At 54.9% G+C, this 14,372-nt stretch carries 16 protein-coding genes; 6 read left to right on the top strand and 10 right to left on the bottom strand.

Going from position 1 to position 14,372, the window contains the following annotated elements; all coding sequences use genetic code 11:
• Positions 1–6: 6 nt before the first annotated feature.
• The 3 genes from artQ to artJ all read left to right on the top strand — a co-directional run bounded on the left by artQ (position 7) and on the right by artJ (position 2,297).
• Positions 7–723 carry an arginine ABC transporter permease ArtQ gene (gene artQ / locus ABOC97_RS05100; protein ID WP_349594774.1) on the top strand — a complete coding sequence of 239 codons (717 nt, stop codon included), beginning with the start codon at positions 7–9 and terminating at the stop codon, positions 721–723.
• Positions 723–1,391: an arginine ABC transporter permease ArtM gene (gene artM, locus ABOC97_RS05095; protein WP_349594772.1), complete on the top strand. Its 669-nt coding sequence runs from the start codon at positions 723–725 to the stop codon at positions 1,389–1,391. Before artQ ends, artM begins: the two co-directional genes overlap by 1 nt.
• A 174-nt stretch (positions 1,392–1,565) precedes the next feature.
• Positions 1,566–2,297 (top strand): arginine ABC transporter substrate-binding protein ArtJ, encoded by a 732-nt coding sequence (gene artJ / locus ABOC97_RS05090; RefSeq protein ID WP_349594770.1) that lies wholly within the window; start codon positions 1,566–1,568, stop codon positions 2,295–2,297.
• Between the two features lie 55 nt (positions 2,298–2,352).
• On the opposite strand, the gene ABOC97_RS05085 is transcribed toward artJ, so the two are convergent.
• Together ABOC97_RS05085 and ABOC97_RS05080 are read right to left on the bottom strand one after the other, a co-directional pair.
• The gene (locus tag ABOC97_RS05085) at positions 2,353–3,825 is read right to left on the bottom strand and encodes a sensor histidine kinase (protein ID WP_349594768.1); all 1,473 of its coding nucleotides are present in this window, start codon (positions 3,823–3,825) and stop codon (positions 2,353–2,355) included.
• Positions 3,822–4,544: a response regulator transcription factor gene (locus tag ABOC97_RS05080; protein WP_349594765.1), complete on the bottom strand. Its 723-nt coding sequence runs from the start codon at positions 4,542–4,544 to the stop codon at positions 3,822–3,824. Before ABOC97_RS05080 ends, ABOC97_RS05085 begins: the two co-directional genes overlap by 4 nt.
• Positions 4,545–4,682: 138 nt before the next feature.
• Between ABOC97_RS05080 and ABOC97_RS05075 the strand changes: the two genes are divergently transcribed.
• From ABOC97_RS05075 to ABOC97_RS05065, 3 genes are read left to right on the top strand one after another with little or no spacing between them, the layout of a single operon-like run.
• Positions 4,683–5,282, top strand: coding sequence for a cytochrome b/b6 domain-containing protein (locus ABOC97_RS05075; protein ID WP_349594762.1), 600 nt, complete (start codon positions 4,683–4,685; stop codon positions 5,280–5,282).
• A gap of 10 nt (positions 5,283–5,292) precedes the next feature.
• The gene (locus ABOC97_RS05070; protein WP_349594759.1) at positions 5,293–6,063 is read left to right on the top strand and encodes a molybdopterin-dependent oxidoreductase; all 771 of its coding nucleotides are present in this window, start codon (positions 5,293–5,295) and stop codon (positions 6,061–6,063) included.
• A 29-nt stretch (positions 6,064–6,092) separates the two neighbouring features.
• Complete coding sequence (locus ABOC97_RS05065) at positions 6,093–6,386, top strand: hypothetical protein (RefSeq protein ID WP_349594756.1); 294 nt, start codon at positions 6,093–6,095, stop codon at positions 6,384–6,386.
• 53 nt (positions 6,387–6,439) lie between these two features.
• Here ABOC97_RS05065 and rlmC read toward each other — a convergent pair whose 3' ends face one another.
• The 8 genes from rlmC to rimK all read right to left on the bottom strand — a co-directional run bounded on the left by rlmC (position 6,440) and on the right by rimK (position 14,266).
• Positions 6,440–7,567, bottom strand: a complete 1,128-nt coding sequence (gene rlmC / locus ABOC97_RS05060) for a 23S rRNA (uracil(747)-C(5))-methyltransferase RlmC (RefSeq protein WP_349594754.1) — start codon at positions 7,565–7,567, stop codon at positions 6,440–6,442.
• Positions 7,568–7,609: 42 nt separating this feature from the next.
• Entirely contained in the window at positions 7,610–8,098 is a 489-nt protein-coding gene (locus tag ABOC97_RS05055; protein WP_234504813.1) for a YbjO family protein, read from the bottom strand.
• A 60-nt stretch (positions 8,099–8,158) separates the two neighbouring features.
• On the bottom strand, positions 8,159–9,004 hold the full coding sequence (gene potI, locus ABOC97_RS05050) for a putrescine ABC transporter permease PotI (RefSeq protein WP_349594750.1): 846 nt from the start codon (positions 9,002–9,004) through the stop codon (positions 8,159–8,161).
• Complete coding sequence (gene potH, locus ABOC97_RS05045; protein ID WP_234504817.1) at positions 9,001–9,954, bottom strand: putrescine ABC transporter permease PotH; 954 nt, start codon at positions 9,952–9,954, stop codon at positions 9,001–9,003. Before potH ends, potI begins: the two co-directional genes overlap by 4 nt.
• Before the next feature lie 9 nt (positions 9,955–9,963).
• Positions 9,964–11,097, bottom strand: a complete 1,134-nt coding sequence (gene potG / locus ABOC97_RS05040; RefSeq protein WP_234504819.1) for a putrescine ABC transporter ATP-binding subunit PotG — start codon at positions 11,095–11,097, stop codon at positions 9,964–9,966.
• Between the two features lie 141 nt (positions 11,098–11,238).
• Complete coding sequence (gene potF, locus ABOC97_RS05035) at positions 11,239–12,351, bottom strand: spermidine/putrescine ABC transporter substrate-binding protein PotF (RefSeq protein WP_052284296.1); 1,113 nt, start codon at positions 12,349–12,351, stop codon at positions 11,239–11,241.
• Positions 12,352–12,756: 405 nt separating this feature from the next.
• Positions 12,757–13,236: a type III secretion system chaperone family protein gene (locus ABOC97_RS05030; RefSeq protein WP_234504823.1), complete on the bottom strand. Its 480-nt coding sequence runs from the start codon at positions 13,234–13,236 to the stop codon at positions 12,757–12,759.
• A gap of 127 nt (positions 13,237–13,363) precedes the next feature.
• Entirely contained in the window at positions 13,364–14,266 is a 903-nt protein-coding gene (gene rimK / locus ABOC97_RS05025) for a 30S ribosomal protein S6--L-glutamate ligase (protein ID WP_349594745.1), read from the bottom strand.
• Positions 14,267–14,372: the final 106 nt, after the last annotated feature.

Genomic DNA, 14,372 nt, shown 5'->3' with positions numbered 1-14,372 from the left:
GACTTGATGAACGAAATGTTTCCTTTAGCAAGCGCCGCCGGTATGACCGTCGGCCTTGCCGTTTGTGCACTGGTCATCGGGCTGGCGCTGGCGATGTTCTTTGCGGTATGGGAGTCAGTGAAATGGCGTCCGGTCGCATGGGCGGGTTCGGCGCTGGTTACCGTGCTGCGCGGTCTGCCAGAAATTCTGGTGGTGCTGTTTATCTACTTTGGCTCCTCTCAGCTGCTACTGACGCTGTCCGACGGTTTCACGATTAACCTTGGTGTCGTGCAGATCCCGGTGCAGATGCAAATCGAAAACTTCGATGTCAGCCCGTTCCTGTGTGGCGTTATCGCTCTCTCCTTGCTCTACGCAGCCTATGCCTCGCAAACGCTGCGCGGTGCGCTGAAAGCCGTACCGGTAGGTCAGTGGGAATCCGGTCAGGCGCTCGGTCTGTCGAAGAGTGCGATTTTCTTCCGGCTGGTGATGCCGCAGATGTGGCGTCATGCGCTGCCGGGGCTGGGTAATCAGTGGCTGGTTCTGCTCAAGGATACCGCGCTGGTGTCACTGATTAGCGTGAACGATTTGATGCTGCAAACCAAAAGTATCGCCACGCGTACTCAGGAACCGTTTACCTGGTACATCGTCGCAGCGGCCATTTATCTGGTGATCACGTTGTTAAGCCAGTACATCCTCAAACGCATTGACCTGCGTACCACTCGCTTTGAACGGAGACCAGGCTGATGCTCGAGTATTTACCGGAGCTGATGAAAGGGCTGCACACCAGCCTGACGCTGACCGTGGCCTCCATCGTGGTGGCGCTGGCACTGTCGCTGATTTTCACCATCATTCTGACGCTGAAAACGCCGGTGCTGGTGTGGCTGGTTCGCGCCTACATCACCCTGTTCACCGGCACTCCGCTGCTGGTGCAGATCTTCCTCATTTACTACGGCCCGGGCCAGTTCCCGTCACTGCAAAACTACCCGGTAGTGTGGCACCTGCTGTCCGAGCCGTGGCTGTGTGCGCTGATTGCGTTGTCGCTCAATAGCGCGGCGTATACGACGCAACTATTCTTCGGCGCTATCCGGGCGATTCCGGAAGGCCAATGGCAGTCCTGTAGTTCGCTGGGGATGAGCAAGAAAGACACGCTGGCGATTCTGCTGCCGTACGCGCTCAAACGCGCGCTCTCTTCTTACTCCAACGAAGTGGTACTGGTGTTCAAAAGTACCTCACTGGCCTACACCATTACGCTGATGGAAGTCATGGGCCACGGACAGCTGCTTTACGGGCGTACCTACGACGTAATGGTCTTTGGCGCCGCCGGGCTGGTCTATCTGGTGGTCAACGGACTGTTGACGCTGCTGATGCGTTTAATTGAGCGTAAAGCGCTGGCCTTCGAACGCCGCAATTAGTTTTTGCATAAACACAAATAACAAAAACGGATAAGTTACTGGCTTATCCGTTTTTTTTTGCAATATATAAAATATTTAATCAACTATATTGCATATAAATTCACACAATGGCATTGTAACTCCATGCCACACGCAGGGCAGCATCCAACAAGTCAGACAGACAGGAGCACATCCATGAAAAAATTAGTATTGGCCGCCTTACTCGCCACCGTTGCCGCAGGCGCTCATGCCGCAGATAAAATCAGCTTTGGCGTTTCCGCGACCTATCCTCCATTTGAATCAATGGATGCAAACAACCAGATTGTTGGCTTTGATATCGATCTGGCTAACGCGCTGTGCAAACAGATGCAGGCCGAATGTACCTTCACCAACCACGCATTCGACAGCCTGATCCCAGCGCTGAAATTCAAGAAGTATGACGCGGTGATATCCGGTATGGATATCACCCCGGAACGTAGCAAACAGGTCTCCTTTACCGACGCCTACTACGCTAACTCCGCGCTGGTTATCGCCAAAAAAGGCGAGTTCAAAAGCTTTGAAGATCTGAAAGGCAAACGTATCGGGATGGAAAACGGTACTACCCACCAGAAATACCTGATGGACAAGCACCCGGAAGTGAAAACCGTGGCCTACGATAGCTACCAGAACGCGATTATTGACCTGAAAAATGGCCGTATCGATGGCGTGTTTGGCGATACCGCGGTGGTGAACGAGTGGCTGAAAACTAACCCACAGCTGGGTGCAGCCACGCCGAAAGTGACCGATGCGCAGTACTTCGGCACCGGCCTTGGCATTGCGGTTCGCCCGGACAACAAAGCCCTGTTGGAAAAACTCAACGGCGCGCTGAAAGCCATTAAAGCCGATGGCACCTACCAGAAAATCAGCGACCAGTGGTTCCCGCAGTAACAAACAACGCCCCGCTGAGCATCGCGCTCAACGGGGCTTTTTTATAGCGGAACCTTTATAGTGGAACAAAGAAGCGGAAACAGGCCCCCGTGGATGCTTCCATTAACCGAATCCCACCGCCGTGCAGCTCCAGCATTCTTCGTACAATCAGTAAACCCAGGCCACCGCGATTTTCCCGCACGCTCTTCGGATTCAGCGCAGACGGCCGCTGGAATAACTGATCGCGCAGTTCCTGCTCCACGCCCGGCCCACTGTCTGCAACTTCTACCTGTAGCTGTGCCCCTTCCTGCCAGACGCGTAGTGCGATGGTTCCACCAACCGGCGTATGGCGCACGGCATTATCCAATAGGTTGGTGACCACCCGCTCTATCATCGATACATCGGCCAGTACCTGCGGCAAGCCGCGCGGCATGTCCACTTTCAGCTTCAGCTGCCGCGTTTCAATCGCCAGATCGAATTTCTGCGCCACATCCTGAATCAACTCGCCAATGGCGAAGCGCTCCAGCTGCGGCTTGATGCCGCCGTGCTCGAGCTTTGCCAGCTCAAACAGCTGCTGCGACAGGTGCCGTACCTTATGCCCCTGCCGCAGCGCAATCGCCAGGTACTGACGGTTATCGGCCGGCGACAGCGTATCGGCCTTTATCGAGAGCGTTTCCAGATACCCCAGCAGAGAGGTCAGCGGCGTGCGTAAATCATGGGAAATATTGGCGATAAATTCGCGGCGCTGTCGGTCGCTGTCGGAGAGCTGATCCCATTGGTTGGCAATTTTGCGCGCCAGCTCGATAAAGGTATTGCGTAAAATCGCCACTTCATTGGCCGGATGGCTTTCTAGCTCCTGCTGCGCCAGCTGCTTAATGGCGCTGATGCTGTCCTGATCCAGCCCGCGCACATCCGAGGTCAGCTTTTTCACCGGGCGCGTCACCCAATACCAGACGGTCATCCCGGCCAGCAAGCCAAACAGCGCCACCAGCAGTAAAGACCACGAGAGCGTGCTCCACAGCGCGTCACGCCATGCAGTATCGGCGAGAGCATTGAGATCCTCTCCCTGAAGAATAATGTACAGATAGCAGTGCAGCTCGCCGTTCAGGCGCACCGGCGCGACGCTGAAAACTTTTTGCTTATCAACGCTGCGTGGGTCATCGCCGTAGACCGGCCAGACGGCACCCGCGAGAAATTTTTGCAACGGCGCAACGGCGATGGACTGCCGCTTTAAATGCCCCGCCGGTGCGGCATCGGCCAGCAGTTGGCCTTCCGGTGAAACCAGATACAGCTCGACGCTGGGATTGAGCGTCATCAGGCGGTCGAACAGGGTTTTGAGCGTCTGCCGGTTCACATTACCCTGCGCATCCAACAGCGGTTCACTTTTGACAATTTGCTGCGCCAGCCCTGCCGACAGCCGCTGCACCATCGCATTCCCGTACTGGCTGCTGCTGTAAAGCTGCACGCTGCACACCGCCACGGCGCAGAGTAGCAAAATAGTGGTGAACACCAGGGTTAGGCGCTGGCTGAGGCTCAATCGACGGATCATGGCGCAGGCTCCGTTTTTTCCGTGGCGAATTTATAGCCTTTTCCCCAGACGGTCAGAATGATTTCAGGCTCGGCGGGGTCGCGCTCAATCTTAATCCGCAGGCGGTTGATATGGGTGTTCACCGTGTGTTCATAGCCTTCATGCTGATAACCCCACACCCGGTCGAGCAGCGATAAGCGGGAAAAAACCTCGCCGGGATGACGCGCAAACCAGTACAGCAGGTCGAATTCACGCGGCGTCAATTCCACCGGCTCGCCGCGCAGGCGCACTTCGCGCGATAAAGGTTCGATGTCGAGGCCGTGGCAGGATATCGAGCCACTTTCCAGGCGGATGTTTTGCCCCATCGCCTCCTGACGGCGGAACAGCGCTTTAACCCTGGCAATCAGCTCTAGCACGGAAAAGGGTTTCGGCAGATAGTCGTCCGCTCCCATCTCCAGCCCCAGAACCCGATGGGTTTCGCTGGTGCGGGCGCTGATAATAATGACCGGCAGATAGCGCGTCATCTGACGGATACGTCGACAAATCTCCAGCCCATCAACGCCCGGCAGCATCAAATCAAGGATCACCGCGTCCCAACTCTGTTTTTCAAGCTGTATTAGCGCCTGATTGCCATCGGCTTCATGCACTATCTGATAGCCCTCATCCTGCAAGTTAAGCCGCAGTAAGGTGGCGATGTCCTGATCGTCTTCGACCAGCAGTATTTTCTTTGCGCTATTCATGAGTCTTCACCGACAGTCTTTTTTCAAGCTTACCGCAGGCGGGCGCGGCAAGTTATCACATTTTATTTAAACTTCCGTGAGGATCTGGTGATAAGAAACCGCGCATGCTGTGAACATGTCATTCACGGAGAGCCGGCCATGTCCTCATCGCGTCCTGCAAACATTCACCCATTGTGGCTGCGCTGCTGCCACTGGGTTAACGCTATCGCCATCGCCGGTATGCTGTTTAGCGGCTGGCGCATCTACAACGCTTCCCCGCTGTTTGATTTTACGTTTCCGGCCAGCCTCACGCTCGGCGGCTGGCTTGGCGGCGCGCTTCAGTGGCATTTCGCCATGATGTGGGTGCTCGGCATCAATGCCGTGGTGTATTTGACGCTCGGCATTACCACCGGGCGTTTCCGGCGTAAATTCTTACCGCTTTCCCCTCGCGAACTTATCGGTGACCTACGCCAGGCGCTGCGCGGCAAGCTCCAGCATGCCGACCTTAGCCACTACAACGCAGTGCAGAAACTTGCCTATCTGGGCGTCATTTTACTGGGTATCGGTCTGGTGCTGTCGGGCCTGGTGCTGTGGAAATCGGTGCAGTTTCCGCTGCTGCGTGACCTGCTCGGCGGTTATGAAACCGCCCGCTATATCCATTTCTTCTGTATGAGCGCGATGGCCCTGTTCGTCGTCATTCACCTGCTGATGGTGCTATTGGTGCCGAGAACTTTACTCGCCATGCTGCGTGGACGCTAAGGATAACAAGATGAAAAAACCGACCTTCCTTTCCGCCAGCGATAAACAGTATCTGCTCAAGGATGCCGAAAAGTTATTAAGTCCGAGCCGCCGTCGCCTGCTGCGCCAGGGCCTGACGCTCGGCGGCGTCATGATGCTGACCGGGTGCGACATTAGCGATAACGAAAGCGTAGAGACGGCGCTGTCCCGCATGTCCCGCTTTAACGACCGCGTACAGGGATTCCTGTTTAGCGACCGCGATCTGGCACCGGAATACAGCGAGTCACAAATCACGCGGCCCTTCCCGTTTAACGCCTTTTATGGCCCGGAGGATATCCCCAAAGTGGATGGTCGTGATTACCAACTGGAGATTCGCGGCCTGGTACAGACGACAAAAAGCTGGAGCCTAACCGAGCTTTATCACATGCAGCAGGTCAGCCAAATCACCCGCCATATCTGCGTCGAGGGCTGGAGCGCCATCGGCAAATGGGGCGGCGTGCCTTTCCGCCAATTTCTGGGGCTGATTGGCGCCGATAAGCGCGCCAAATATGTCAGCTTCCGCTGCGCGGATGATTACTACACCAGCATCGATATGGCCACCGCGCTTCATCCCCAGACGCTGCTGGCCTTAACCTGGGATAACCGCATTCTGCCCCCCGAGTACGGTTATCCGATGAAAATCCGTATTCCGACCAAGCTCGGATACAAAAACCCGAAGCATGTTTTATCCATTGAAATCACCAATCGTTTCCCAGGCGGTTACTGGGAAGACCAGGGATACAACTGGTTTGGTGGAAGTTAATCCCTAACGCAAAATGATGAGGAAATACCATGAAAAAGATGATGATTGCCGCTGCTGCTCTTTCCGCCCTGTTTATGATGAACGTCCAGGCCGCCGACAGCATGAGCAAAGATGCGATGAAGAAAGACGGTATGGCCATGTCTCATGATGGCATGGCGAAAGACGGCATGGCGAAACCGCACGACAAAATGTGTAAAGACGGCATGTGTAAGGATGGGATGGCAAAAGACGGTATGCACAAAGACAGCATGAAAAAGGACAAGATGGGGAAAATGGATAACATGGCGAAAGATGGCATGAAAAAAGACGCAATGAGTCAGTAAACCCTACGGTGATAACCCGGCGGCCTGCGGCTTGCCGGGCTGTCATCACCGCGTTAGATACGCACTAACAGCGTCAACACTTCATAATGCGCCGTATGCGGGAACATATCGAACAGCTGCACTCGTTCAACACGGTAGCCTGCAAGATGGGCAAAATCCTTCGCCATGGTCTGCGCATTACAGCTGGAGTAAACGATATACTCCGGCGCCATCTCGCTAAGATAATCACACAGCGCTTTGCCAATCCCACGACGCGGTGGGTTAACCAGCACCAACTGCGGGACTTCGCCCTGGGCGGTGGCAAACTGCGTGGAGTCGAGCGCCTGGAAATGCAGCTTATCCAGCCCCAACTGAGCCGCCGATTGTTTAGCGCAGGCAATGGCCTCCGGCGCAATTTCAATCCCGGTAAGGGTCATCTCCGGCGTTGCACAGTGCAAACCAAAACCGCCGACGCCGCAGAACAGATCCCACATATGATTGACCGGCAACACCCTCACCCAATCACGTGCCGTGGCATACAACTCGCTAGCGACCGTTGGATTAGTCTGGAAGAAACTTTGTGGGCGGATCCACAGCGGTACGCCGTTGAAAGTCTCCGCCAGCGCTTGCTGTTCAGTGAAGAAGATCTCCTGCTCGCCTTCCATAATCGCCATATGCACCGGCTGAATATTCGCAGTGATGACTTTTAGCTGTGGCAGTTGCGCCTGCAGCCACGGCAACGCTGCACGCAGTTGCCCCAGCTTGTCCTGCGAGCGCAGCACGAAGCGCAGCATCATGCCGCCATCCTGCTGGCTTTCGGTTAACAGCAGATATTTCAGCTCGCCGCGCTTGCGCGCCACGTTATACGGCGTCAGCCCGGCGCGGGCGATAAACGGCTTCAGGACGGCAAATACCGGCGCGAAGCTGGCGGGATAGAGCGGGCAGTCGGTAAGGTCTTCCGGCGTGCCGTCGCGGTGTAGCATGCCAAGCAGCGGTTTTTCTACGCTACCGCTAACCACCATTTTGGCTTTATTGCGAAAGCCCTGTTCCGGGCCGCAGACGGGTGCGCACCAGTCGCCAACGGCAAAGTCCGCCAGCAGCGTCTGGAGATCGGCCGTTTTGGCCGCAAGTTGCTCGGTTATCGGCCGCTCAATCCACTGACATGAACGACAACGATCGGCATCATAAAGTGCGCACTGCATACAAAGACCTTCACAAAAACGGGGGCGTGGATTGTATCACCGTTATTGTAAGCGGAAAAATCGCCGCGAGGCAGCGGGGACGAAAAGCAGGAGTAAAACGAGCAGATCCGGCATTTTCTGCATTACCAGTGAACGGAAAATCTCTCGTTTAGTCTCTCCGGCAATACTGAACAGCTCCGGATAACCATAGCCGAGCGAGGCGGCCCATAAATAGCTGGCGGCAATCACCTGGGTAAGTAAATAGACCCAGCGCGCCCAATTGCGCCCTTTCACCAGCGAAAATGCGCAGCCAATCTCAACGAAAACCAGCAGCAGACTGCTCAGAAATACCAGCGTCAGCGTCCAGGTTTGTACGCTGCGATGAATAAAATCGCCAATTCCGGCAAGCCCCAGCAGGTTTAAGATCATCAATAGATCGAGGCAGCGGATTAAAATAATCGCGAGCGCGGCCACCTGCACCAAAGCAGGCACATTCAGACGGGCGTGCGACCGACGAGTTCGAGTAAACAATTCCAATGTATCGCCTTCCATGAAAACGATGCCGCGAACGTTCGCGGCATCGACTGCATATCCGTATCGATTTTAAGTGGATTATCCGCGTCTTGCACGTTGGATATCGCGTACCCGCTGTTTTTCTGCGCGAGACATCAGATACCAGGCAATTAATCCGACAATTCCTACTACGCCTAAAATCAGCGATGCCAGGGCGTTGATCTCCGGGTTCACCCCCATACGCACGCTGGAGAAGACCAGCATTGGTAAGGTGGTTGCTCCGGGGCCGGAGACAAAGCTGGCAATCACCAGATCGTCCAGCGACAGGGTAAACGCCAGCAGCCAGCCGGAGATTACCGCCGGCATGATCATCGGCAGCGTGATGATGAAAAAGACCTTCAGCGGCGTCGCGCCCAGATCCATCGCCGCCTCTTCAATCGAATGATCGAGTTCACGCAGCCGCGAGGAGATAACCACTGCGACATAGGCGGTACAGAAAGTCACGTGGGCCAGCCAAATAGTGAGCATACCGCGATCTGCCGGCCAGCCTATCGCATGCGCCAGCGCGACAAACAGCAGCAACAGCGAAAGTCCGGTAATCACATCCGGCATCACCAGCGGCGCAGTAATCATAAAGGCAAACCCGTTCGAGCCACGGAAGCGGCCAAAACGCACCATCACCATCGCCGCGATAGTGCCAAGAATCGCCGCCATCGTTGCCGCCGCAGCGGCAATGGTCAGACTCAGCCCCACCGCGCTCATCATCGCATCATCGCGAAACAGCTCGCCGTACCAACGCGTCGACCAGCCCGCCCATACGGTCACTAGCTTCGAACTGTTAAACGAGTAGATGACCAGCATCAACATTGGGGCATACAGGAAGGTAAACCCAATCACCAGAATCAGGATCCGCCACGGCGAGCGTACGACCGGTAAGTTGTTCATCCGTGATCCCCCATCTGTTTTTGCTGATATTTATGGAACCACATGATCGGCACGATCAGCAGCAACAGCATGACGATCGCCACTGCCGATGCCACCGGCCAGTCGCGGTTATTGAAGAACTCCTGCCACAGTACGCGACCAATCATGATGCTATCCGGGCCACCGAGCAGTTCCGGGATAACAAACTCGCCGACCGCCGGAATAAACACCAGCATCGAACCGGCAATAATTCCGCCTTTAGTGAGCGGCACAATCACACTGAAGAAGGTCTTCAGCGGACGCGCGCCCAGATCCAGCGACGCCTCAACCAGCGAATAATCAATGCGGGTCAGCGCGGTATAGATAGGCAGCACCATAAACGGCAGATAGGCATACACGATACCGATATATACCGCGAGGTTGGTGTGCAGAATAGTCAGCGGCTGGTCGATAACCCCCAGCCACATCAGGAAGTTATTCAGCACGCCGTTATTTTTTAGAATGCCCATCCACGCGTAGACGCGAATCAAAAACGAGGTCCACGACGGCAGGATAACCAGCAGCAGCAGAATATTACGGGTCGATGGTTTACTGTGCGCCACCGCCCACGCCAGCGGATAGCCGAGCAGCAGACAGCAAATCGTTGAGATACCCGCCACCTGAAGCGACTGAAGATAGGCTTCAAAATAGAGCGGATCGTCGGTCAACTGTAGGAAGTTACCGAAGTTCAGCGTCAGACTCAGTTGACCATCCGCCCATTCCATCAAATCGGTATACGGCGGAATGGCGCGCGCCATCTCGGCGAGACTGATTTTAAAGACAATCAGGAACGGCAGTAAAAACAGCAGAATAAGCCAGATATACGGCATCGCAATGACCAGCTTGCGGCCATGTTTCATATTGATGCGCGCCAGCCACAGGGCCAGGCCGCCCGGCTTATGCGGGCGGGCCGGTGGTTCATAAATACTCATCGCCCCTCCTTAAACCGTCAGTACCACACAGCTGTCGGCGTGCCAGCACAGACGCACTTCATCGCCCCAGGTGGGTAACCCTTTCTGGTAGCGATTTTCATTCTGTAACTGGGCGCTGATCATCTGGCCGCTCTGCAGCCGCACGTGGTAGATAGAGAGATCGCCCAGATAGGCGATGTGCACCACTTCGCCGACGGCAAAGTTATAGCCATCGGCAGGCGGTTCGTCACAGAGCATGATTTTTTCCGGGCGTAACGCCACGTACACCGGCACGTTGTCGACCACCGAGGCATCGGGATCCACCTTCAGCGGATGCACCAGCCCCGGAGATTCAATCACCAGGCCGTCTTCCTGGCGCTCTTTTAGCAGCCCTTCAAAGACGTTCACCGAGCCGATAAATTCGGCGCTATAACGGGTGGTTGGGTGTTCATAAATCTCTTCTGGCTCACCAATCTGCACAAATTTGCCACGGTTCATAATGGCAATACGCCCGGCCATAGTCATGGCCTCTTCCTGGTCGTGAGTCACCATGACGCAGGTCACGCCCACTCGCTCCAGAATATCCACCACTTCCAGCTGCATCCGGTCGCGCAGCTTTTTGTCCAGCGCCCCCATGGGTTCATCCAGCAGTAAAAGTTTTGGCCGCTTGGCCAGGCTGCGCGCCAACGCGACGCGCTGACGCTGCCCGCCGGAGAGCTGATGCGGCTTACGTTTGGCGAACTCCTGCATGTGCACCAGCGCCAGCATTTCGCTCACGCGGGCGGTAATTTCCGCTTTCGGCAGTTTGTCCTGCTTGAGGCCAAAGGCAATATTCTGCTCTACGGTCATATGCGGGAAAAGCGCGTACGACTGGAACATCATATTAATCGGACGTAGATAAGGTGGAACCTGCGCCAGGTCGACGCCGTCGAGAACAATTTGCCCGGCAGTCGGCTGCTCGAATCCCGCCAGCATACGCAGCAGGGTCGACTTACCGCAGCCAGATGCGCCCAGCAGGGCAAAGATTTCGCCTTTATAAATCGTGAGGTTAACGTCATCAACCGCATGCTGACCGTCGAAGGATTTGGTCAGGTTACGGATTTCCAGCAGCGGGGTTAGCGCTTTGCGAGTTTTCGCCTGTGGGCGGGGAGTTGCGTCGTTCAATCTGGTGCTCTCCGGCAAAAAACAAATATCGATATGACCCGGTTGTCACATCAACCCCTGGCAACCGGCCGGGCGGCCGGTGTCCAGATTGGGGCAGTTGCACTGCCCCGGTGCATAATCATCACTTTTCAGGTGATTGATTTATTTCCCGCTCTTCACTTTGGTCCATGCGCGCGTTCTGACGCGGTCAATTTTTGGATCCTGGACTTTCAGCGTAAACAGTTTCGCGAACACATCGGCCGGTGGATAAATCGCCGGGTTGTCACGAACTTCGGCACTCACCAGCGGCGTTGAGGCCTTATTCCCGTTAGCGTAGAACACGTGATCGCTGATATGGGCAATCACATCCGGGCGCATCAGGTAATTGAGGAACTGATAGGCTTCATCTTTGTTTTTGGCATCAGCCGGCATCGCGAAGACATCGAAGAACGCCAGCGCGCCCTCTTTTGGAATGAAGTAAGAAACGTTCACGCCGTTCTTCGCCTCTTTCGCGCGGTTAGCCGCCTGCCAGACGTCGCCCGCCCAGCCGATAGCCACGCAGATATCGCCGTTGGCGAGATCGTTAATGTATTGCGAAGAGTGGAAGTAGCGAATATTTGGTCGCAGCTTCAGTAACAGATCGGTCGCCGGGCCGGTGTAATCATCGGCTTTGGTACTATTCGGATCTTTGCCTAAGTAGTTAAGTACGGTGGCGAAAATCTCTTCCGGTGCATCGAGGAATGAGACGCCGCAGCTTTTCAGCTTCTCAAGATTTTCTGGTTTCATCACCAGATCCCAGCTGTTCAGCGGCACGTCTTTGCCCAGCACGGCTTTCACTTTATCGACGTTATAACCAATACCGGTGGTCGCCCACAGATAAGGCAGCGCGTATTTGTTGTCCGGGTCGTGGCGAGCCACCAGCTTTAGCACATCCGGGTCGAGGTTCTTCCAGTTTGGCAGTTTGCTCTTATCCAGCGGCTGGAACACGCCCGCGGTCAGCTGACGCTCAAGGAAACTGGCGGAAGGCACCACTAGATCAAAACCGGTGCTGCCGGCCATCAGTTTGCCTTCCAGCACTTCATTGGAGTCGAATACGTCGTACACGACTTTAATCCCGGTCTCTTTTTCAAAGTTCGCTACGGTGTCCGGCGCGATATAGTCAGACCAGTTATAGACATGCAGCGTTTTTTGTTCTGCAGCGAGCACGCTTGCCGAGGCGGCCATCAGTGCACCCGTCACCAGACCTGTTAACCATTTTTTATTCAAGGCGGCCATATCTCTTATCCTTCTCGTCGCCCGTTAACAAACGGACTGAATATACGCAATATAGAGTATGCAGAAACCATGCATATTATTTCGGACTTAATGAGAGAGAAGAGACCGAGCTCCCCTACAATCATTGCTCGCGATACCGATGCAAAAATCTCGCCAACAATGATTATCGCTAGCAATAGAGAGGGGGGCATCGATATGTCGCAAGAATAACTGTAGCCCGAGTCAGAGGCTATAGGGCAGCCGAAAAAACGCCTTTTATCAATTTTTTATGCAGGATCACTCTATCTGATAAGCCAAAAGCGGCAATCAGGTAGTGAAAGAATCTTTAAAAATAGGTTAAAGATAGAATAAAACAATGTGATACGCAGCCACTATGGCAGTGACTGCGCTATTTCGCGGGCGGGATTAGTGAAGAAAATGGTATTGAATATCTTCCGGCGGCTGTTCGCCCTCTTCCGCCTTATAGAGCAGGTCGTGCGCGGAGGCCTCGAGGATCACCATCGATACCTGCTCCTCACTCTGCTGCACAAACGACGCGAACTGTTCGAACGTGACCCCGACAGCTGCGGATAAAGACTGGCAAACCACCAGCTTTGGCAGATTATCATCCTGCATATCGAGGAACGCTTTCACCGTCAGCGAACTGGCGTTAATCGCCGAAAGATCGGCCCCCAGAGCCAGCAGTGCGGAAGGTTTGACCTCGGCCAACGCGGAGAACAGCACGACGTTATCCATGAGATCAATTTTGGCATCAAAGACGCCGTCAAAATTTTGCATATGCGGTAGGTGCAGCGCCTGACAGGTGTCGCACTCAAAAAAGCTCATGCCCATTTCGTCGAGCCACTGACGTAACGTATCCAGACTCGGGACGACGAGAGAATCCATATTGCCTATGACCTCATGCAGTAAATTAACAACCCAGAAAAACAAACTACCGGGCGCAGGCCCGGTATAAGTACGATTTTAGCGCACAGTCTACGCAAAAACGCCTGCGCATACCACGATAGACGAACTATCCACCAATCTTCAGGCAAAAGCCGGGGTGCGCCTGGCGTTCGATCCATTCGATCATTTTGCCCGCAATATCGATTCCGGTGGTGGTTTCCACTCCTTCAAGCCCGGGCGACGCATTTACTTCCATCACCAGCGGGCCGCGGTTGGCACGCAAAATATCGACACCGGCAACATCAAGACCCAGCGTTTGCGCAGCTTTTAGCGCAATCTCACGCTCGGCGGGGGTGATATCGGCCACCGTGGCGACGCCACCACGGTGCAGATTCGAGCGAAAATCACCCTCTTTCGCCCGCCGCTCAATTGCCGCAACGACTTCATTGCCCACCACCAGGCAACGGATATCGCAGCCTTTGGCTTCCTGGATATATTCCTGCACCAGGATATGCGCATTCAGGCCACGAAAGGCGTCAACGACGCTCTCTGCCGCCTGCCGCGTTTCGGCCAGCACCACACCAATCCCCTGGGTACCTTCTACCAGCTTTACCACCAGCGGCGCGCCGCCAACCATGTCGATGAGATCGCTGGTATCATCCGGCGAATGCGCAATACCGGTGATCGGTAAATCAATGCCCTGGCGCGCCAGCAGCTGTAAAGAACGCAGTTTATCGCGAGCACGGGTGATGGCCACAGACTCGTTTAATGGGTAGCTGCCCAGCATCTCAAACTGGCGCAATGCGGCCAGACCATAGTAGGTAATTGCCGAGCCAATGCGCGGGATCACCGCATCGTAGTGCGGCAACTGCTGGCCTTTATAGTGAACTGACGACTCCGCTGGATTAATGTTCATGTAGCAAGAAAGCGGGTCGAGTACTTCAACAATATGCCCCCGGCGCTTAGCGGCTTCACGCAGACGCTTGCACGAATAGAGCGTTCCATCCCGGGACAAAATGGCAATTTTCACCCTTTACCTCTCCAGAAGACCTCAAAAAAACCGACGTATGATACAGCGCCCACCTGACCAGGGGTATGCGCGCGAACACAGTTTCAGGCTTTAGCCGCCAGGTTAT

The organism is Kluyvera huaxiensis (assembly GCF_040149365.1).
Classification (GTDB): domain Bacteria; phylum Pseudomonadota; class Gammaproteobacteria; order Enterobacterales; family Enterobacteriaceae; genus Kluyvera; species Kluyvera intermedia_A.
This window is presented reverse-complemented; position numbering and strand designations above follow the sequence as displayed.

Coding starts and splice junctions, on each gene's coding strand:
- ABOC97_RS05070 (WP_349594759.1), top strand. CDS start 5,293: ATGAAAAAACCGACCTTCCTTTCCGCCAGCGATAAACAGTATCTGCTC.
- potI (WP_349594750.1), bottom strand. CDS start 9,004: ATGAACAACTTACCGGTCGTACGCTCGCCGTGGCGGATCCTGATTCTG.
- ABOC97_RS05065 (WP_349594756.1), top strand. CDS start 6,093: ATGAAAAAGATGATGATTGCCGCTGCTGCTCTTTCCGCCCTGTTTATG.
- potH (WP_234504817.1), bottom strand. CDS start 9,954: ATGAGTATTTATGAACCACCGGCCCGCCCGCATAAGCCGGGCGGCCTG.
- ABOC97_RS05075 (WP_349594762.1), top strand. CDS start 4,683: ATGTCCTCATCGCGTCCTGCAAACATTCACCCATTGTGGCTGCGCTGC.
- rlmC (WP_349594754.1), bottom strand. CDS start 7,567: ATGCAGTGCGCACTTTATGATGCCGATCGTTGTCGTTCATGTCAGTGG.
- potF (WP_052284296.1), bottom strand. CDS start 12,351: ATGGCCGCCTTGAATAAAAAATGGTTAACAGGTCTGGTGACGGGTGCA.
- ABOC97_RS05085 (WP_349594768.1), bottom strand. CDS start 3,825: ATGATCCGTCGATTGAGCCTCAGCCAGCGCCTAACCCTGGTGTTCACC.
- ABOC97_RS05080 (WP_349594765.1), bottom strand. CDS start 4,544: ATGAATAGCGCAAAGAAAATACTGCTGGTCGAAGACGATCAGGACATC.
- artQ (WP_349594774.1), top strand. CDS start 7: ATGAACGAAATGTTTCCTTTAGCAAGCGCCGCCGGTATGACCGTCGGC.
- artM (WP_349594772.1), top strand. CDS start 723: ATGCTCGAGTATTTACCGGAGCTGATGAAAGGGCTGCACACCAGCCTG.
- ABOC97_RS05055 (WP_234504813.1), bottom strand. CDS start 8,098: ATGGAAGGCGATACATTGGAATTGTTTACTCGAACTCGTCGGTCGCAC.
- artJ (WP_349594770.1), top strand. CDS start 1,566: ATGAAAAAATTAGTATTGGCCGCCTTACTCGCCACCGTTGCCGCAGGC.
- ABOC97_RS05030 (WP_234504823.1), bottom strand. CDS start 13,236: ATGGATTCTCTCGTCGTCCCGAGTCTGGATACGTTACGTCAGTGGCTC.